This is a genomic window from Pedobacter metabolipauper (genome assembly GCF_004362715.1).
Taxonomy (GTDB): Bacteria; Bacteroidota; Bacteroidia; order Sphingobacteriales; family Sphingobacteriaceae; genus Pedobacter; species Pedobacter metabolipauper.
The window spans coordinates 58,537-78,208 of the sequence record NZ_SNYC01000004.1; the positions used below are offsets into that span (position 1 = coordinate 58,537).

21 protein-coding genes are annotated in these 19,672 nt (G+C 42.1%); 15 read left to right on the forward strand and 6 right to left on the reverse strand.

From position 1 onward, the window contains the following. Positions 1 to 33: 33 nt before the first annotated feature. A complete protein-coding gene (locus tag ATK78_RS06830; protein WP_133575355.1) occupies positions 34 to 375 on the reverse strand; it encodes a hypothetical protein in 342 nt (113 codons plus the stop codon). 136 nt (positions 376 to 511) lie between these two features. On the opposite strand from ATK78_RS06830, the gene ATK78_RS06835 reads away from it, so the two are divergent. The 10 genes from ATK78_RS06835 to ATK78_RS06880 all read left to right on the forward strand — a co-directional run bounded on the left by ATK78_RS06835 (position 512) and on the right by ATK78_RS06880 (position 10,448). After that, positions 512 to 1,081: an RNA polymerase sigma factor gene (locus ATK78_RS06835; protein ID WP_208112321.1), complete on the forward strand. Its 570-nt coding sequence runs from the start codon at positions 512 to 514 to the stop codon at positions 1,079 to 1,081. 1 nt (position 1,082) lies between these two features. Continuing rightward, on the forward strand, positions 1,083 to 1,484 hold the full coding sequence (locus ATK78_RS06840) for a hypothetical protein (RefSeq protein ID WP_133575356.1): 402 nt from the start codon (positions 1,083 to 1,085) through the stop codon (positions 1,482 to 1,484). 94 nt (positions 1,485 to 1,578) lie between these two features. Then, positions 1,579 to 3,027, forward strand: a complete 1,449-nt coding sequence (gene miaB, locus ATK78_RS06845; protein ID WP_133575357.1) for a tRNA (N6-isopentenyl adenosine(37)-C2)-methylthiotransferase MiaB — start codon at positions 1,579 to 1,581, stop codon at positions 3,025 to 3,027. A 16-nt stretch (positions 3,028 to 3,043) separates the two neighbouring features. Next, entirely contained in the window at positions 3,044 to 4,276 is a 1,233-nt protein-coding gene (locus ATK78_RS06850; RefSeq protein ID WP_133575358.1) for a sigma-54 interaction domain-containing protein, read from the forward strand. 2 nt (positions 4,277 to 4,278) lie between these two features. Then, the gene (locus ATK78_RS06855) at positions 4,279 to 4,776 is read left to right on the forward strand and encodes an LptE family protein (protein WP_133575359.1); all 498 of its coding nucleotides are present in this window, start codon (positions 4,279 to 4,281) and stop codon (positions 4,774 to 4,776) included. A gap of 33 nt (positions 4,777 to 4,809) precedes the next feature. Next, complete coding sequence (locus ATK78_RS22875) at positions 4,810 to 6,366, forward strand: hypothetical protein (protein WP_208112322.1); 1,557 nt, start codon at positions 4,810 to 4,812, stop codon at positions 6,364 to 6,366. A gap of 14 nt (positions 6,367 to 6,380) precedes the next feature. Beyond that, entirely contained in the window at positions 6,381 to 6,749 is a 369-nt protein-coding gene (secG, locus tag ATK78_RS06865) for a preprotein translocase subunit SecG (RefSeq protein WP_133575360.1), read from the forward strand. A 218-nt stretch (positions 6,750 to 6,967) separates the two neighbouring features. Beyond that, positions 6,968 to 7,261, forward strand: coding sequence for a co-chaperone GroES (groES, locus tag ATK78_RS06870; RefSeq protein ID WP_133575361.1), 294 nt, complete (start codon positions 6,968 to 6,970; stop codon positions 7,259 to 7,261). A 54-nt stretch (positions 7,262 to 7,315) separates the two neighbouring features. Further along, entirely contained in the window at positions 7,316 to 8,953 is a 1,638-nt protein-coding gene (groL, locus tag ATK78_RS06875; RefSeq protein ID WP_133575362.1) for a chaperonin GroEL, read from the forward strand. A gap of 67 nt (positions 8,954 to 9,020) precedes the next feature. Next, entirely contained in the window at positions 9,021 to 10,448 is a 1,428-nt protein-coding gene (locus ATK78_RS06880; protein ID WP_133575363.1) for an L-serine ammonia-lyase, read from the forward strand. Between the two features lie 2 nt (positions 10,449 to 10,450). Here the strand turns inward: ATK78_RS06880 and ATK78_RS06885 are convergent, their stop codons facing one another. The 3 genes from ATK78_RS06885 to ATK78_RS06895 form a co-directional block, all read right to left on the reverse strand. Beyond that, positions 10,451 to 11,158 carry an SGNH/GDSL hydrolase family protein gene (locus tag ATK78_RS06885; RefSeq protein WP_133575364.1) on the reverse strand — a complete coding sequence of 236 codons (708 nt, stop codon included), beginning with the start codon at positions 11,156 to 11,158 and terminating at the stop codon, positions 10,451 to 10,453. 67 nt (positions 11,159 to 11,225) lie between these two features. Beyond that, complete coding sequence (lipB, locus tag ATK78_RS06890) at positions 11,226 to 11,921, reverse strand: lipoyl(octanoyl) transferase LipB (protein WP_133575365.1); 696 nt, start codon at positions 11,919 to 11,921, stop codon at positions 11,226 to 11,228. A gap of 11 nt (positions 11,922 to 11,932) precedes the next feature. Continuing rightward, complete coding sequence (locus tag ATK78_RS06895) at positions 11,933 to 12,574, reverse strand: 4'-phosphopantetheinyl transferase family protein (protein ID WP_133575366.1); 642 nt, start codon at positions 12,572 to 12,574, stop codon at positions 11,933 to 11,935. 67 nt (positions 12,575 to 12,641) lie between these two features. On the opposite strand from ATK78_RS06895, the gene dcd reads away from it, so the two are divergent. The 4 genes from dcd (at position 12,642) to ATK78_RS06915 (ending at position 17,591) form a co-directional block, all read left to right on the forward strand. After that, complete coding sequence (dcd, locus tag ATK78_RS06900; protein ID WP_133575367.1) at positions 12,642 to 13,178, forward strand: dCTP deaminase; 537 nt, start codon at positions 12,642 to 12,644, stop codon at positions 13,176 to 13,178. Positions 13,179 to 13,252: 74 nt separating this feature from the next. Then, positions 13,253 to 15,940: a carboxypeptidase-like regulatory domain-containing protein gene (locus ATK78_RS06905; protein WP_133575368.1), complete on the forward strand. Its 2,688-nt coding sequence runs from the start codon at positions 13,253 to 13,255 to the stop codon at positions 15,938 to 15,940. A gap of 10 nt (positions 15,941 to 15,950) precedes the next feature. Continuing rightward, a complete protein-coding gene (locus ATK78_RS06910) occupies positions 15,951 to 16,712 on the forward strand; it encodes an enoyl-CoA hydratase/isomerase family protein (protein WP_133575369.1) in 762 nt (253 codons plus the stop codon). A gap of 3 nt (positions 16,713 to 16,715) precedes the next feature. Then, positions 16,716 to 17,591 (forward strand): SDR family oxidoreductase, encoded by an 876-nt coding sequence (locus tag ATK78_RS06915; protein ID WP_133575370.1) that lies wholly within the window; start codon positions 16,716 to 16,718, stop codon positions 17,589 to 17,591. A 1-nt stretch (position 17,592) separates the two neighbouring features. On the opposite strand, the gene ATK78_RS06920 is transcribed toward ATK78_RS06915, so the two are convergent. Beyond that, positions 17,593 to 18,639: a 3-oxoacyl-ACP synthase III family protein gene (locus ATK78_RS06920; RefSeq protein WP_133575371.1), complete on the reverse strand. Its 1,047-nt coding sequence runs from the start codon at positions 18,637 to 18,639 to the stop codon at positions 17,593 to 17,595. An 81-nt stretch (positions 18,640 to 18,720) separates the two neighbouring features. Here ATK78_RS06920 and ATK78_RS06925 point away from each other — a divergent pair, with 81 nt between their 5' ends. Further along, positions 18,721 to 19,002: an ATP-dependent Clp protease adaptor ClpS gene (locus tag ATK78_RS06925; RefSeq protein ID WP_133575372.1), complete on the forward strand. Its 282-nt coding sequence runs from the start codon at positions 18,721 to 18,723 to the stop codon at positions 19,000 to 19,002. 27 nt (positions 19,003 to 19,029) lie between these two features. Here ATK78_RS06925 and ATK78_RS06930 read toward each other — a convergent pair whose 3' ends face one another. After that, positions 19,030 to 19,629 carry a thioredoxin family protein gene (locus tag ATK78_RS06930; protein WP_133575373.1) on the reverse strand — a complete coding sequence of 200 codons (600 nt, stop codon included), beginning with the start codon at positions 19,627 to 19,629 and terminating at the stop codon, positions 19,030 to 19,032. Between the last annotated feature and the right edge of the window lie 43 nt (positions 19,630 to 19,672).

The following is a 19,672-nucleotide window of genomic DNA, read 5'->3' on the forward strand; positions in this document are numbered from 1 at the left end:
GGATGCGTTAAGTTTTAATGGTTAATGATCTGATCAGGGGTTGCTTTTTTTGCGCACCAGCAGGTAGTAGGCCAGAAAGCCCATGGCGACAAAGATCATCTCAATTCCATATGGCAAAGGCGACTCGAGTATTTGAGCATCCGGAACACAATAAATGACAACCAAACCTATACCACCGAACAATAAAATAACCCCCCATTTCAAGGCGGCCACCTTATGGTCAAATGAGCTGCCCAATAGCTTTAACAGCTCGGGATCTGACTGGCCGGAATTGATGAGGCGCATTTTTAAGATGAAGTTAAGAATAGCTACAGCCAGTATAACGGTTGCCGCGAAGAAGGATATGGAGACTAATATGCTTTCTAAATATTGCATGATGATACGTTTTTGATGATGAACAATTGCCCAGTAGACACGGCTGCATTTTAAAATGTTGCAGCAATTGGAAACTATTTCTGGAAAATACGTTAATTTTTGGCAACTGCAACATTTAAGAGGTTACCCGTGTCTAATGGTCATGTTGCAGGAAAAGGAGCTCGTTGCTAAAATTTTACAGGGGGACCCTAAAGCTTTTGAGGCCCTGGTAATGCGATATGAAAAGCTGGTTCTTTATGTAACCAGCAAACTGATCAGGAGCGAGGATGATGTGATGGACGTTTGCCAGGAAGTATTCATTAAGGTGCATAGGGGCATCCATAAGTTTAGCTTTAATGCCAAACTGAGCACCTGGATTGCACGGATTGCTTACCTGACGGCGATCAACCACCTCAGAAAATACCAAACCGAAAATCAGAGGCGGATCAATGATGATGAGCTGCTGCTTGAGCAGTATCATTTTAGTGAAGAGACCCCTGAGCATATCCTGATCCAAAAAGATGTTGCTGCTTATGTGCATCATCTAATAGACCAGCTGCCGCTGCCTTACCGTACGGCATTAACTTTGTATCACCTGCAGGAATTTTCATATGCAGAGATCCAGGAAATTACGGGAATGCCCGAAGGGACCATTAAAAATTACCTGTTCAGGGCACGCAAATTATTAAAGGAAAAATTGGAAGTGTATTTGCAAGATGAGAAATAATATGGAAGCGCTTAACGATCAGAAAATCCAGGAAATGCTGGAAAATAAGCAAGTGGATGCGGCTATGATTGCCGCTGATAAAGATATCCATACCTATACTAGGCTTTTTGAAGTATTGAAGAAAGAACCGGAAATCAGCTTGCCGTTTGGCTTCGCGGGGAGGGTTACCCGGATAGCCTATGCCAGCCCCGGAGGCTTTAAATCTCAGATTCTGGCGGTTGCAGTAGCTATAGCCATCAGTATGATTTCTTGTCTGGCCCTGTATAGGTTTCAAACTGAATTGACGTTGCGCCTGTTTTCTTTCCTGTTCTCCGTTAAATATATTATCGCTGCGGTTATTGCCGGCTTTCTGATCATCCAGTACCTTGATCAGAAATTTGTAAAGAAGCGAACGATTGTGTAAAATCTAATAACAAATTTTATTTAGCACCCTGCCAATTTGTCATTTATAAATTAAATTGTGTATTTTTGAGACCATTAAAAATGTTAACCCATTTATGATTGATCTACAGGTTACCGATAAGACACACGATGAAGAGCGCCAGGGAGAGGCTTTGATTATTGATGCCCCACGGGTACGCAACGGCCGAAAACTGTATATTGAAAGTTATGGATGCCAGATGAATTTTGCGGATAGCGAAATTGTGGCTTCCATTTTACTGGACCAGGGTTTTGAAACGACTGGTGATTATAAAGAGGCTGACGTTGTATTTATCAATACCTGCTCGATCCGCGAAAATGCGGAGCAGCGGGTCCGTAACCGTCTTTCTCAGTTCGGTGCAGAAAAACGCAGGAACCCCAAGCTTATTGTTGGTGTTCTTGGTTGTATGGCAGAACGCTTAAAGTCAAAATTTCTGGAAGAAGAGAAACTTGTTGATGTTGTGGTTGGCCCTGATGCTTACCGTGAACTTCCACAGTTATTGAATGAAGTAGAAAGCGGCCACAAGGCAATCAACGTATTGCTGTCCCGCGAAGAAACCTATGCCGATATTAGTCCGGTCCGTTTAAATGGAAACGGCATTACTGCTTTCATTTCTATTATGCGGGGTTGTGACAACATGTGCTCTTTCTGCGTGGTTCCGTTTACCAGGGGCCGCGAAAGAAGCAGAGACCCGCATTCCATTCTCGCTGAAGCACAGGACTTGTTTGACAGGGGCTATAAGGAGGTTACTTTACTTGGCCAGAATGTTGACTCTTACAAATGGAAAGGCAAGGATGCAGATGAGGATGCAGGGATCGAAGTGAACTTTGCCCAGCTTTTAGAAAAAGTTGCACTGGTTAGTCCCGATCTTAGAGTTCGTTTTTCAACATCGCACCCTAAAGACATTACCGACGAGGTTTTATATGCCATTGCCCGGCACGACAATATTTGCAATTACATTCACCTGCCCGTTCAATCCGGAAGCAGCAGGGTACTGGAGCTGATGAACCGTACTTATACCCGCGAGTGGTATATTAACAGAATAGACGCCATCCGCAGCATCATTCCGGATTGTGCGATCTCTTCAGATATTATTGCTGGCTTTTGCACAGAGACGGAAGAAGAGCACCGGGAAACACTGAGTATCATGGATTATGTACAATACGATTTTGCATTTACGTTCAGCTACTCAGAAAGGCCCGGTACACTGGCCGCCCGTAAATTTGCTGACGATATCCCTGAAGAAGTTAAGAAACGCAGGCTTAGTGAAATACTTTTAAAACAGCAGGAAACTTCTCTTTACCGCTTACAGCAATTTGTTGGAAAAACGGTTAGGATCCTGGTAGAAGGAAGTTCCAAAAAATCAGATCAGGATCTTTGTGGACGAAACGACCAGAATGCCATGGTTGTTTTCCCTGCAGCTGAAGGTATTGAGGCCGGACAGTATGCTTATGTTCATATTGACCGTTGTACCTCTGCTACTTTGCTGGGCACTGCAGTAGTTGAAGAACCTCAGATTGTTTAATTAAATACGCTTCATTTTGGACATACAAGACATTAAAAACCGTTTCGGAATAATTGGAGGTTCTCCGCTGTTAAACCGGGCAATAGATATAGCAAGACAGGTATCTCCAACGGATATGTCTGTTTTAATTACTGGTGAAAGTGGTAGTGGTAAAGAGGTTTTCTCTCATATTATCCACCAGATGAGTACCCGGAAACACGGTGCTTTTATAGCCGTTAACTGCGGAGCCATACCGGAAGGAACCATAGACTCAGAATTGTTTGGCCACGAAAAAGGATCTTTTACCGGTGCTCATGAAGCCCGAAAAGGTTACTTTGAAGTTGCCAATGGCGGTACCATATTTCTTGATGAGGTGGCTGAACTTCCGCTAGGCACCCAAGCCAGGTTGTTGAGAATCCTTGAAAGTGGTGAATATCTTCGCGTAGGCTCTTCCAAGGTTCAAAAAACAGATGTCAGGATCGTTGCCGCCACCAATGTGGATGTATACAACCGCGTTAAATCCGGCAAGTTCCGTGAGGATCTTTATTACCGGCTCAATACCGTTCCGCTACGCATCCCTGCACTGCATGAACGTAAAGAAGATATCTATTTATTGTTCCGCAAGTTCTCTGCAGACTTTAGTGATAAATACCGCAGTCCTGGTATTCAGCTTGAGCCTGATGCCATACAAATGTTAAGCAATTACAGCTGGCCGGGAAATGTAAGGCAGCTGAAAAATATTGCCGAACAGATCTGTGTACTTGAAAAAGACCGGAATGTGAATGCTGCTGCTTTATTGAATTACATTCCCAATGAAAGCGCCACGAACCTGCCTATGGCTATTAATGGAAGCAGCAAAGAAGACTATACGGAACGGGATATTCTTTACAAGGTTCTTTTTGACATGAAAAAGGACATGATGGAGTTGAAAAAACTGGTTGCAGAGATTATTCAAAGCGGGGGGAACACGTCGCATATTATGGCAGACAACCCGCACTATATCAACCAGCTCTACCAGGAAGTAGACCAGACGATCAGTCACGAGCCTACATTTACCATAAAAAAGCCCATACAGAATACGCCTGTAGATTATAATTATACCCATGAGGCGGAAGAAGTTGAAGAATCTTTATCTTTAATCGATAAAGAGTCAGACCTGATCAAGAAAGCCTTGAAAAAACACAAGGGCAAGCGTAAATTTGCCGCCCAGGAACTTGGGATCTCTGAACGCACCTTATACCGTAAAATTAAAGAACTCAACTTAACCTAAGCATGAAGAATCTATATATACTGATGGTCTTATTCGTTTTTAGCGGCTGTAAGATCGGCTTGAATGGCGCATCCATCCCTGCAGATATGAAGACGGTAAATGTAACTGCTTTTGAGAACAACGCTCCCCTTGTTGTGGCTTCTTTGAGTTCTGAATTTACGGAGTCATTGAAGACCAGGATCAGGAACCAGACCCGGCTAAGTTTAACCACAAATGAAGCCCATGGTGTTTTTTCCGGAAACATAACCGGTTACGAGATTACCCCTGAAGCCATACAAGATAACAATCAGCCTACAGCTGGTGCCAACAGGCTTACCATCAGAATAAATGTAAAATATATCAATAACCTAAACCCTAAGCAAAGTTTTGAGGAGTCTTTTGAACGCTATAAGGTCTTTAAACTCACCGGTAGTCTGCAGGCACAGGAACCCGGCTTAATTAAAGATGTAACAGCCCAGCTTACTGAAGATATTTTTAACAGGGCTTTTGCACAATGGTAAGCTAAAATAGAGATCAATTACTAACTTAGCACCGTGGAGCAGGATACAAATATAAACCAACAGCTTAAAGCATTGATTGCAGAGCCCGGAAAAGTTACCCCGGATGATGCAGCTATGCTTATAGGTTTCGCTGAACGCTACCCATACTTTCAACCCATACATCTGTTGCTGGCGAAGGCCACTTTAACTACTGATCCTGAAGCAAAAGCTATTGCATCAGCCGCTTTATATACGAATGGCCAGCTATTGCACAACGTGCTTCACCATACTGATCAGCTGATTAGAACAAATTTTACGGTAATTAATCCGGCTGGCATTGAGTCTCCGGCAGACCAGCCTGAAGCCATTGATGAGGTGATCATTGATGAGGTGCCCTCTGAGGAAGTCTCTTCAGATGAAACTTCTCCTGAAGCGGGTAATTTTGAAGAAATTCATTTTGAGACGAATCCTTTTGAAGAGCCTGTTGTTGAAGCGGTTACTTCGGGATATAAACCGGAACAGGAAACTGATGAGCAGGAAACTTTTGATGAAAATTCTGTCGAAGAAATTCCTGTTGAAGCCGCTGTTGAGATGGTTACTTCTGAATACAAACCAGAACCTGCAACTGACGAACAGGAGACTTTTGATGAAATTGGTGAAATTGATACCACCAGCTTCATGGCACAGGAAAAAATCAGGAACACAGATGTCAGGCTGGAAAACAACCTGGTTTTAGAGAATATAGTATCAACCGATTTCTTTGCTTTTCAGGATAATTTCAAAGTTGAAATGGTTTCCGAAGAGCGTGGAGAACGTAGAGAACATGAGCCTGAAGAGTTTGAACAGGATGACCGCAACTTAAACGGGCAAGCCACAACTCACGATGACCATGTTGAAAGCACCACAGAAAATACAGCATACGTTGAGAACCTTAATAATTTTGAGCACATTGAGGAAGTTGAAAACTCAGAAGATGCTGAACCCGTTGCACATGTCGAAACTGCTGAATATTTAACTGAAGATACTTCAGAAAAAGAAAACATGGAGCGCGTTGACAACGTGGAGCGCGTTAACAATATTGAACACGACAAACCGACTGAACCTTTCGCTGAAACAGATGAACATGTAGTCAGCAAATATGATGACGATAAACTGCCTTATACTTTTTTATGGTGGTTAGCTAAAACGCGTAAAGAATACCAGCAAATATTTCAGCCTTATGCATCTCCAAAGCGCGGCAGACCAAATGAACTGCAACAGCAATATGTAGAACATATCTTTCATTTGCAGAGTCCTTTTAGTGATGAAGATGCTGAATACAGACCTTCAGTAAACGGACCGAAAAACAAGGGAATTGAGATCATTGAAAGCTTCATCAAGAATGAACCGCAGATCAGCCCGCCAAATCCGGAGCAGATCAATAACGAGAATAAAGCGAAAAAAAGTGCTGAAGACCACAACGACCTCGTTTCTGAAACCCTTGCCAAAATTTATATCGAGCAAATGCTTTATGACAAGGCGATAGATACTTATGAAAAATTAAGTTTGAAGTTTCCAGAAAAAAGCCGTTACTTTGCCGACCTTATTCAATCGATAGAAAAGAAAATTTAACAACCCAACATACTATGCTTACTTTTTTAATCATTTTATTAATCATTATTTGTATTGCCTTAGCATTATTTGTTTTGGTACAAAATCCTAAAGGCGGCGGTCTGGCAACAGGCGGTGCCGGCAGCAATATGTTCGGCGTTCAACGCACAGGTGATGTTTTAGAAAAAGGAACCTGGGTTCTATTGGCTCTTATTGTAGTGATCACATTAACCATTACTACTGTAGCTAAATCTGGTGGCTCATCTGCAGCCGGAGATTCACAAATGCAGGAATTATTAGACAAAACAGCAACTCCTTCTCCGATTGGAAATGGTACTGCTCCGGCTAATGCACCTGCTCCTGCTAATTCTCCTGCACCAACAACAGATACGACGAAGAAATAATCGTACATATTTAAAGAATTACGAAGCCCGGTACGCAATACGTACCGGGCTTTTTATGTTTCTGCCACTCTGACACAAAATTACTTTGACATAATCCTTTAGCTGACAATGCCGTGTAAATTTGTCAACTATAGCGCATTGGCATAAAAACTGATAAGTCCTTACCGACGTAATTAAACTTACATTAATTAAAAAACAAAAACAATAAATAATAAGTTATGGCTTTAAACATTAAACCCATTGGTGATAGAGTAGTTGTTGAAGCTGCTCCAGCTGAAGAAAAAACAGCTTCGGGTATCTACATTCCGGATACGGCTAAAGAAAAACCTCAACAAGGAACAATAGTCGCAGTAGGCCCTGGCAGGTTCTCTGATTTATCAGGAACGTTAATCCCTTTATCTGTTAAAACTGGTGATCAGGTTTTATATGGTAAATATGGTGGTACAGAAATTACTTACGAAGGTAAAGAGTATCTTATTATGCGTGAGAGTGATCTTTATGCAGTTCTTTAATCTGAGTAACCTCAGAAAAAAACCTATACAATTCATTAATAACAATATTTAACAATGGCAAAACAAGTAAAATATAATGTAGAAGCCCGTGACGCCCTGAAAAGAGGTGTTGATATTTTGGCTAATGCGGTAAAAGTAACTTTAGGTCCTAAAGGACGTAATGTGATCATAGATAAAAAATTCGGTTCACCATCAATCACTAAAGATGGTGTTACTGTAGCTAAAGAAATTGAGTTGAAAGACCCAATTGAAAATATGGGTGCACAAATGGTGAAAGAAGTGGCTTCTAAAACTGCTGATATTGCAGGTGACGGAACTACTACTGCTACTGTTCTTGCGCAGGCAATTGTTACTGCCGGTATTAAAAACGTTGCTGCGGGTGCAAATCCAATGGATTTAAAACGTGGTATCGATAAAGCAGTTACTGCAATCGTTGCTAACTTAAAAGCACAGTCTCAAACTGTTGGTGAAGACAATAATAAAATTAAACAAGTTGCCTCTATCTCTGCAAACAATGACGAAGTTATTGGTGCTTTGATCGCTGAAGCAATGGGTAAAGTTGGTAAAGACGGTGTAATTACTGTTGAAGAAGCAAAAGGTACTGAAACTGAAGTAAAAACAGTAGAAGGTATGCAATTTGACCGTGGTTACTTATCTCCTTACTTTGTTACCAATGCGGATAAAATGGAAGCGGAATTAGAAAACCCTTACATTTTGATCTATGACAAAAAAATCAGCAACATGAAAGAATTGTTGCCTGTTCTTGAAAAACAAGTACAAACAGGTAAACCATTATTGATCATCGCTGAAGATCTTGATGGCGAAGCTTTAGCTACTTTAGTAGTGAACAAGATCCGTGGATCTCTGAAAGTTGTTGCTGTTAAAGCTCCGGGTTTTGGCGACAGAAGAAAAGCAATGTTAGAAGACATCGCTATCTTAACGGGTGGTACTGTAATTTCTGAAGAAAGAGGTTATAAATTAGAAAATGCCGACCTTACTTATTTAGGTACTGCTGAAAAAGTTGTGGTTGATAAAGACAACACAACGGTAATCAATGGTGCTGGTCAGTCTGAAGATATTAAAGCACGTATTAACCAGATCAAAGCTCAGATTGAGACGACTACATCTGATTACGACAAAGAGAAATTACAAGAGCGTTTGGCTAAATTAGCTGGCGGTGTTGCGGTTCTTTATGTTGGTGCAGCTTCTGAAGTTGAAATGAAAGAGAAAAAAGACCGTGTTGATGATGCTTTACATGCAACCCGTGCGGCTGTTGAAGAAGGTATTGTTGCTGGTGGTGGTGTAGCTTTTATCCGTGCTATTGAAGCTTTAGACGGAATGAAAGGTGCTAATGAAGATGAGACTACTGGTATTGCAATTGTAAAACGTGCGATCGAAGAGCCATTGCGTCAAATTTGCCAGAATGCTGGCATTGAAGGTTCTATCGTTGTACAAAAAGTTAAAGAAGGTACTGGTGACTTTGGTTACAATGCACGTACTGATGTATACGAGAACCTAATTGCGGCCGGTGTTATTGACCCAACTAAAGTTGGTCGTGTAGCCCTGGAAAATGCAGCTTCTATTGCAGCGATGTTGTTAACAACAGAATGCGTTTTAGCTGACGATCCTGATGATGCTCCTGCAGGTGGTATGCCTCCAATGGGCGGCGGCGGTATGGGCGGTATGATGTAATTCATCTGTTCAATAATATGCAACAAAAAAACCCGCTGTATCAGCGGGTTTTTTTAGCTTTGTAGCCATGCATAGGGAACAGATCTCGGTATTTGACATTTTTAAAATAGGCATTGGCCCCTCAAGCTCACACACGCTTGGGCCATGGAGAGCTGCTCAGCAATTTGTTGCCTCATTAAAACAGCTGGACTTACTGGACAGTACTGTACAGATCAAAATCCTGCTTTACGGCTCATTGGCCAAAACCGGAAAAGGGCACGGTACAGATATCGCTATTCTTCTTGGTTTAAATGGTGCCGACCCCGTAACCTTTGATGTCAACGCCATTGACTCTACTATAGATACGATAAAAACAGACCAGTTATTGTTGCTGGGCGGGGAAAAACTCATTTCTTTTAGCTATGAGGGTGACCTTGCTTTTCTATTCTTCGAAAGTCTTCCTTTCCATCCCAACGCGGTAACCTTTCAGGCTTTTTTAGATTCGGGTAAAGCCCGTTCTGAAACCTATTACTCCATAGGCGGGGGTTTTGTAGTTAAGGAGGGTGATAGCGGAAATGAAAAAGAACAGGTAGACTTGCCGTTTCCCGTTGAAAAAGCCAGCGATCTTCTGCACTGGTGCCTAACCACCGGGCTCAAGGTTTCTGAAGTAGTTATGGAAAATGAACTGGCCTGGCGTACCGAAGCCCAAACCAGAAAAGGGATTCTTCAGCACTTTCAGGTGATGAAAGAATGTACGTTTAGGGGATGTCATACTTCCGGGTTCTTACCGGGAGGACTAAATGTGGGCAGAAGAGCTGCTGCATTAAATAAGAGGCTGATTGGACAGCATACCTATGATGATTATGAAAGCTGGATTGCAGCCATCCGCAAAGGCGGCATGGGATTTAACTATATTTTAGATTGGGTGAGTTGCTTTGCCCTTGCTGTAAATGAAGAAAATGCGTCATTTGGCAGGGTGGTAACTGCACCAACTAACGGTGCTGCTGGTGTGATCCCTGCAGTGCTGCATTATTACATCGTTTTTTGTGACGGTTTTACCGAAGAAAAGATCACCCAGTTCATTACTTGTGCATCTGAAATAGGAAGTATCTTTAAAAAAGGGGCAACCATTTCTGCTGCAATGGGCGGTTGCCAGGCAGAGATCGGCGTATCGTCAGCAATGGCAGCAGCCGCCCTTACAGAGTGTTTGGGAGGCTCGCAGCGACAAGTTTTAATGGCTGCCGAAATTGCGATGGAACATCATTTAGGGTTAACATGCGACCCAATAGGCGGACTTGTTCAGATTCCTTGTATTGAACGGAATACGATGGGTGCAATTAAAGCAATTACGGCAAGTCAGCTTGCCCTGCAAAGTAATCCGGACAATGCCAAAGTAAGCCTTGATGCCGTAGTAAATACCATGTGGGAAACGGCATTGGATATGAACTCAAAATACAAAGAGACATCAGACGGTGGTCTTGCCACCAATATACCGATCAGCTTACCAGAGTGTTAATTCTATTTTAGAATTTTAAGTACGGCCGGACTTACCTGTAGTGCCCAGTCCAGATACATCTTGCCGGACGGATGCAAACCATCATCAGCAACCAGGCTAAGATCTGATGCCGCAGCGCGTGATGCCGGTGTAATGTCGGTATAACTTACCCCTGCCATTAAAGTCTCTTCCCGGTTAATTGCATTAAAGGCATTGATCTCGTTAGAAACCGTTTCGGGGTTACGCCCGCTTTTCTTTCCAAATGGGGTTACTCCCCAATCGGGTATTGAAACAACAAAGACATGTGTTTTATCTCCGGCAAAACCAATTGCAGTTTGAAGAAGCTCCTTAAACTCTTTCCGGTAGGTTACAGCTGACTCTCCCCTATATTGATTATTTACACCAATGAGCAAGGTAACGAGGTCATACTTTTTTTGTACAGCAGCAGATTTTATTGCGCCTTGCAGCTCGGATGTGGTCCAGCCTGTCCGTGCAATGATTTGCGGGGCTTCTACAGCAATGCCTTTTGCACTAAGCTGCTGAACCAGCTGGTTTGGAAAATTACTTTTCAGCGGTACAGATTCACCGATTGTATAAGAATCGCCCAGGGCGAGATAAGTTAATTGTTTAGTCTCCATATTTACTTTGGTATCTATAACGGGGTCTGTATCCCCGTGTTTGGTACAAGCCGTTGCCAAAAACAAACCTAAAAATACCACGAATATCTTCATGCTATAGTTTACGAAATCAACACGCGCTCAGATGTATTGCAGCGTTATCGCTAGTACAGTTCCATCATCAATATAATTCCATTGCAAATAAAGCGGCGATGTGTGTTTTCAGTTTATCTTTAACTTCATCCAGATTTACAGTGTATCCCAATTCACGCTGCATAGAGGTTACATCTTTATCATCTATTCCACATGGAACAATATATTTAAAGTATTCCAGGTCTGTATTTACATTAAAGGCAAATCCATGCATAATTACCCATCGGCTGCAACGCACACCCATGGCACAGATTTTACGGGCTTTTTCATTATCTGCATCCAGCCATACTCCGGTATATCCCGGATACCTGCCGGCCTCAATACCATAATCTGCCAGGGTTAAGATCACGGCCTCTTCCAGGGTTCTCAAATAGAGATGAATGTCTGTAAAGAAATTATCAAGATCCAGAATGGGATATCCTACCAGTTGTCCTGGCCCATGATAGGTGATATCTCCGCCGCGGTTGATTTTATAATAGACCGCATCTTTTTCAATCAGTCCGCTGTCATCCAGCAATAAATTTTCTGGCTTTCCGCTTTTGCCCAGGGTAAACACATGGGGATGTTCACAAAACACCAGGTAATTGGGTGTTTCGTTACTCGTGTTATTGGTTCTGTTTTGTGTTTTTACAGATACGGTCTGATCAAAGATCACTTCTTGTTTTGACCAGGCTTCCTGGTAATCTGTAAGACCCCAGTCTGTAAATTTAACTTTCTTATTCATCTGCAAAGAAATTAAGCCACTACATACCCCAGCATGTAGCCATCATCGGTTTTAAAGTAATGCACGGTAAGTTCCTGGTTTCCTTCCGGAAGCTCTACAACTGCCTGAAGACTGCCTTCATCCTTCAGTTTAAAAGGTTTGATGTGAATGTGCTTTTTAAATTCTAATCCTTTTCGGCCATGCCATTTAAAGATCGCTTCTTTTGCGCACCAGCACACGTAAAGACCATTGGTATTATCGCCTATATGTTTTTGTGCCAGTTCAAGATCTGACAGGAATTTATGCTTGATGCTTTTAATTTTATGCTTGATCAGTTCTATGTCTACACCAACCTTTCTTGACTTGCCGATAATTACTGACGCATAATCATAAGAGTGGCTTAACGAAATGTGATATCCTGAATTTGGCAGATATGGTTTTCCATGCTCATCCATTCTGCAATCTATATACTCAGATGTGTTGAGCATTACCCTTAGCAAAAGCCGTGTACTTAACCAATGCAGTAACCGCTTGCCGTTATTTAATGAATTAATAAAATCCAGTTCATGTTGTTTCAACTGAAGGCCTGAGATTAGCGCTTCTTCAGTTTCTTCAATTTTCCATACGGCAAGTATGGTATCATCGTCAATATTTTTATTAAAAACTATGGGCATCCCTATTTTAGAAAACTATGCAAAAGTATCTTAAATTAATCATAATTTCGTCCAAATACTTGACAAAATGATACTGTCCGATAAGCGAATACTGGAAGAAATAGAAAAAGGAACAATTATAATTGAACCATTTGATGGGGAGTGTCTGGGTACAAACTCGTACGATGTCCATTTGGGCAAATACCTGGCTACTTATAAAGACAGGATCCTGGACGCAAAAGAACACAATGCGATAACACATTTTGAAATCCCAAAAGAAGGGTATGTACTGCATCCCGGAACATTATACCTTGGGGTAACCTTAGAGTACACGGAAACCCATGCACACATTCCTTTTTTAGAGGGAAAATCCAGCACTGGAAGACTTGGAATAGACATTCATGCCACTGCTGGTAAGGGCGATGTTGGGTTTTGCAACACCTGGACCCTGGAGATCTCTTGCGCACAGCCTGTACGCATTTATGCAGGTATGCCCATTGGACAGCTCATCTACTTTATGGTTGAAGGTGATATCCAGACCATGTACAATGCAAAGACGAATGCCAAATACAACAATAAAACCACCAAACCTGTAGAAAGCATGATGTGGAAGAATAAATTCTAAGTCGAAGAACTAAGTTTTTAATAATGCCTCAATATACGTATATTGAGGCATTATTATTTAATGCTCAAATGCTTATGAGACGTAACTTATCCCTTTTCTTCTTATTCATTGTGGCTTGCGCAGCCCTTGCTTACAAGATCGATGACGATCCATTTTCTGTATTAATAAAGAAAATGCAGGATTATACCGAGAAATACCCCCAGGAAAAGGTACATCTTCATTTAGACAAGCCTTACTACGCGGTTGGTGATGACATTTGGTTTAAGGCTTATGTGATCAACTCCCAAACCTCAAAACCTTCTTCAATCAGCGGAATCCTTTATGTTGAGCTGATCAATGAAAAGGACTCTGTAAAGCAGCAGCTAAAATTGCCGCTGATGGATGGTATTAGCTGGGGTGACTTTAAGCTTCCGGATACTTTTACGGAAGGCAATTACCGCATAAGGGCCTACACCCAGCTGATGAGGAATGCTGGTCCGGAATTCTTCTTCGACAAAACCATTCAAATTGGAAACTCATGGGCCAACCAGGTTTTTACCAGTACAAAATACGAGTTTAGCAAAGAGAACAATGCCGATAAAGTAAATGTAAGCATCGACTTTAAAGATAAAGATGGTAAGCCTTATGTGGAAAACGACGTTTCTTATGATGTACAGCTCAACTACAAGAGTATGGCCAAAGGTAAAGCGGTTACCGATGCGCAGGGAAAAATAAACCTCAGCTTTCTAAATAGCCAGCCGGCATTGTATAAATCCGGAAAGATCATTGCCACTTTAACCCTTCCTGATAAAAAGAAAATAACCAAGGAGTTTCCTGTTAATGCAGCTTCATCTGCCGTTGATGTTCAGTTCTTTCCTGAAAGTGGCAATATGTTGTTAGAAATGCCTAATAAAATCGGAATAAAGGCGGTAAACGCGGCCGGTTTGGGCGAAGATATTAAGGTGTCTATCCTGAATAAGGATGGTTTAGCGGTAACAGAATCTGCTACAGAACACCTGGGTATGGGCAATTTTATGCTGGTTCCGGAAACGGGACAAACGTATTCTGCTAAAGTAACGTTTAAAGATGGTTCACAACGTACCATGAGCCTGCCAACCGTTGTACCGGAAGGTTACATCATCTCCACCAGCAGCAATGAAGAGAATATAGTCGTTAAGATCCTGATCAGTAAAAAATTTGTAGGGCAGGGTGAGCTTAGGCTTGTTGCCCAGCATAGCAGCAACGTCTATTTTACTGTTAAAACAAGCAGCCAGAAACAAGTGGCCGTAGCCTCTATTCCAAAAAAAGATCTGCCATCTGGCATTATTCAGCTTACCCTGTTCTCTCCGGCCAATCTGCCTATTTGCGAGCGCCTTGTATTTGTGAACAATGGAGCTGACCAGATCAATACTACGATCTCTACCTCAAAAACAAGCTACTCACCAAAAGAAAAAGTTGACATCACCCTTCAGGCCTCTAACAGCAGTAAGCCTGTTCAGGGTAGCTTCTCTGTATCGGTAACCAATACCGCTTCTGTAAAGCCAAATGAAGAAAGTGAAAGCAATATATTAAGCTCCTTATTGCTGACTTCGGATCTTGCAGGCTATATAGAAAAACCCAACTATTACTTTTTAAATAAAGATGAAAAGGCGCAGAGGAACCTGGACAACCTGATGCTTACCCAGGGATGGAGCAGGATACTGTGGAAAAACGTATTGAGCAACACTCCGCCTGTTACCCGGTTTCAGGCAGAGAAAACCATGCAGATTAGCGGTACTGTTACCACCTATGGCAACAAACCTGTTCCAAAAGGTAAGGTATCCTTATTTTCATCCTCCGGTGGCTTTTTTGCTACAGACACTTTAACTGATGATAAGGGACGTTTTGTATTCGAACTGAGTTTTACTGACAGCACCAAGTTTATTGTTCAGGCAAGAAATGAAAAGGGCAGAAAAAGTGTAGACATCAAAATAGATGCAGTACCAAACCAGGTTGTTACCAGGAACAAAAACACCGGCGACATTGAGATCAATGTAAATGAAGCCCTTTCCGGGTATTTAAAACAAAGCCAGAATTATTTTGATGAACTGACCAGGCGCGGTGTTCTGGAACGAAGCATTGTATTGAAAGAAGTAAACATTACTGAGAAAAAGAACCCGGCCAAAAATTCTTCCAACTGGAATGGTGCCGGAAATGCCGATCAGGTAATTACCGCAGACCAGATTAAAAACTGTATGACCCTTTCTCAGTGTCTGCAGGGAAGAGTTGCAGGAATGATCATGAGGGCAGGTGTACCTTATCTGATGAGAAATGGCGGACAAATACCAATGACGATCATGGTTGATGGGATGAATGTTGGTTCTGATTTTCTGGATAATATTGTTGTGGATGATATAGAAACCATTGAGGTTTTGAAATCTGTTGGAACTACGGCCATTTATGGCTCAAATGGAGCTGGCGGTATCTTACTCATTACAACAAAACGAGGGGAAGCCCGCTCAGCGGCCTCTTTTTTTGCCCCCGGCATTATCACTTATAACCCAAAGGGATTTAGCCTTTTAAGGACTTTCTACTCTCCAAAATATGATGTGGAGACCCCCGATAACAGGTCCGATTTCAGGTCTACCGTATATTGGAACCCTCATATTGTAACCAATGAAAGCGGAAAAGCCGAATTCAATTTTTACAATACCAGCGAGACCGGAACATACCGGATTGTAGTGGAGGGTATGGATCTTTTTGGTAATATTGTACATGCCGTACATACCTATGAAGTAAAATAAAAATAGATTGATGAATACAATACGAGTAACCATAAAAGATCATTTGAGCATCATTACGCTAGACAGGGGAAAGTCTAACGCCATGAACCGCGAAATGATTACCGAGCTAAATGATATTTTAAAGAACATTTCATCAGACCAGAATATTGCCGGCGCAATGATTACCGGTAAAGATCATTTCTTTTCTGCCGGCTTAGATCTGATTGAGCTATACAATTATAACGAACAGGAGGTTGCTTCTTTCTGGAAGCTTTTTCTGGAGTTTACAGCAACCATTACCGCGTTTAAGAAACCGCTTATTGCGGCTATAAATGGCCATAGCCCTGCTGGCGGATGCGTCATTGCATTGGCTTGTGATTACCGGGTGATGGCTGAGGGAAATTATATTATTGGGCTAAATGAGGTTCCTGTTGGAATTATTGTACCCAACAGTATTTTTAGCCTGTATGCTTTTTGGCTTGGCAAAGGAAATGCATCCAGAAGCCTGCTGGAAGGAAAGCTGTTTACCCCTGACGAAGCCTTGAAGATTGGGCTGGTTGATGAGCTGGCTAACCCGGCGAGCATTTTAACAGCGGCTGAGCGGAAGATTAGAAAATATATGAGCATGGAACGCAATACCTGGGAGCAAAGCAAGCTGAACATCCGGGAGGACCTGATCCGTGCAACCACGGCTGATCAAAGTGAATCTTTGGAGCTTATGCTTAAACAATGGTGGTCTCCCGCAACGCGAAGCATTCTAAAAACAATTATCGATAACCTGCAAAAGAAATAAGTCATGTTTAATGAGCCAATGTTAAGAGATGATGCCTTAAAAGGAAAAACTATAGTCATTACCGGTGGCGGTACAGGACTTGGGAAGGCAATGGGTACTTATTTTCTGCAGTTGGGTGCAAACCTGGTGATCACCAGCCGTAAGCTGGATGTACTGCAGAAGACAGCTTCAGAAATGGAGCAGGCAACTGGCGGTAAAGTATTGGCGCTTGCCTGCGATGTTCGTGAATATGAACAGGTAGAGCAGGTACTTGCAGAAAGCATAAAAACCTTTGGAAAGGTAGATGGATTACTGAATAATGCAGCAGGAAACTTTATCTCACCCACAGAGCGCCTGTCTGCCAATGCATTTTCTTCCATTATTGACATTGTGTTAAAAGGCTCGGTGAACTGTACACTGGCCTTTGGAAAACACTGGATCAAAGAAAAACAACCTGCCAGTATTTTAAATATTGTAACAACTTATGCCTTTACCGGATCTGCTTATGTAGTACCTTCTGCCTGCGCAAAGGGTGGTGTATTGGCCATGACCCGCTCTCTGGCTGTAGAATGGGGCAAATATGGGATCCGCACCAATGCGATAGCTCCCGGACCATTCCCAACCAAAGGAGCGTGGGAACGGTTGCTGCCTGGTGATCTTGCTGAAAAGTTTGACTTCAAAAACCGTGTTCCATTAAAACGTGTTGGTGAGCACCAGGAACTTGCAAACCTTGCTGCATTTTTGATCAGCGACTTTGCCGGCTACATCAACGGGGAGGTAATTACCATTGATGGTGGAGAATGGTTGCAGGGTGCTGGTCAGTTTAATGGCCTGGAAGCAATCCCTAATGAAATGTGGGATGCTTTTGAGCAATTAACAAGATCAGCTAAAGGCAGTTAGCCTACCACCTGATCAGTGCGCTTGCCCAGGTAAACCCAGATCCAAAAGCGGCCAGGCAAACCAGGTCGCCTTCCTTGATCTTGCCGGCTTCCCATGCCTCGCACAACGCAATAGGAACAGATGCTGCCGTAGTATTGCCATATTTTTGGATATTGTTAAATACTTTGTCGTCTTCCAGACCAAGCAATTGCTGCACATACTGACTGATGCGGAGATTGGCCTGGTGAGGAACCAGCAAATCGATATCTTTTTCAGTCAGGTTATTTGCCGTTAATGCTTCCTTAATGACTTCCGGAAACTTAACAACCGCTTTCTTAAAGACCGCTGGTCCATCCATGTAAGGCAATGCAGCGCCTCCTTCTAATTGTTCGGTTGTCATAAATAAACCGCCTAATTCCTGATCCGGATAGGCAGGTTTATCCTTTAACCACTTGTTGGCATGAGAGCCCGGATAGAACATAGCGAGAATCTCTGCTTCTGAGCCATCGCTATGCAAATGGGTGCTTAAAATTCCCTGGTCTTCATTTTGTGCCGCCTGCAATACAACTGCACCAGCCCCGTCTCCAAATATGACAGATACATTCCGGCTTCTTGTTTCAAAATCCATTGCAAATGAATGTTTCTCACTGCCCACAACCAGAATATTCTTATACATACCTGTTTTAATGAACTGGTCTGCTACAGACAAGGCATAAATAAATCCGGAACACTGGTTACGGATATCAAGGGCCCCTACCTCCTTCATTTTCATTTCACGCTGCAGCAATACCCCGCAGCCAGGAAAATAATAATCAGGGCTTAACGTTGCAAAAACAATAAAATCAATGTCCTGTGCGGTGATCCCTGCACGTTCAATAGCTATTTTAGCAGCTTCTACACCCATGGTGGTGGTGGTTTCTTCTAACCTGTCTGCAAAACGGCGTTCTTTAATTCCCGTTCTTTCCTGGATCCATTCATCATTGGTGTCCATGAAACGCGAGAGATCGTTATTGGTGTAAACATTTTTTGGAACGTAGTAACCGATACCGGCGATTTTTGAACGCTGCATATATTTGGTGTTTTAATATTAATTTTAGGCAAAAATAACTTTAACTACAACATTATTTTGAAATTAGCTTATTTTTGTAAAATGTCTACAGAAACAAAAGAAGAAACATTTACATTAGAAGAGATCCTGACTTCATTAAAAACCGTTCACCGTTTAATACTTTGGAACGATGATGTAAATACTTTTGACCATGTGATCCACTGCATGATGAAATATCTGGATTATTCAGAAAACCAGGCTGAGAAAATTGCATGGGAAGTACATAACAAAGGCAAGTGTGCTGTTCTGGAAGGATCATTCACTGAAATGGAAGTTTACCGTAAAATATTACAACAGGAAGGGTTAACCGTTTCTGTAGATTAGGCGCTTCTGTAATTATTGTTTTATAGCTTAACCGAGCTGACCTAATAATTGAGTAAGTTCTTCCTGCGTGCTTTGCGTTCTGTCTTTAGCGTACCAGCCATGAACCTTTTCAGCAATCTCCATCATATCTGTACTTTCTTTTTTCCATTCTGCAAGAAGATGCTGTAATACCTGCGGTCTTGGCCCCCACTGGTACATTAGGTTACCTTCAGCATCTAATACCAGCAGTACCGGAATTGCCCTCCCACCGTTTGTTAGATGTGCGTCAATAAGCGGCAAGTTCTGATCTCTTAATACCAGCTTAAGTTCAAACTGTTCCGGAAAATCTGCAGCGATCTTATTAAACACAGGCACGATCTGGGCAGCATCTCCACACCACCCTTCTGAGATGACCAGAAAACGATAGCTCCTTTTAATCCCGGACAATACACCCAGAAGCAACTCATTAAGCTGTACGGTTTTATCTACCCTGTTCATCCGCTGTACATTCATTTTAGAATAATGTACCATCGCATCAGAATGGTCTGTACCTGTGGTTTTGTGCTCAGATAAAAGCTCATTTACCAAAAGACGATAAGCTTCATAGCTTATTCCGTCGTTAACAAAAATATTACTGTAATTGATCATATTTAGCTGTAATAAAATAGTTACGGCCTCCATTATTAAACTT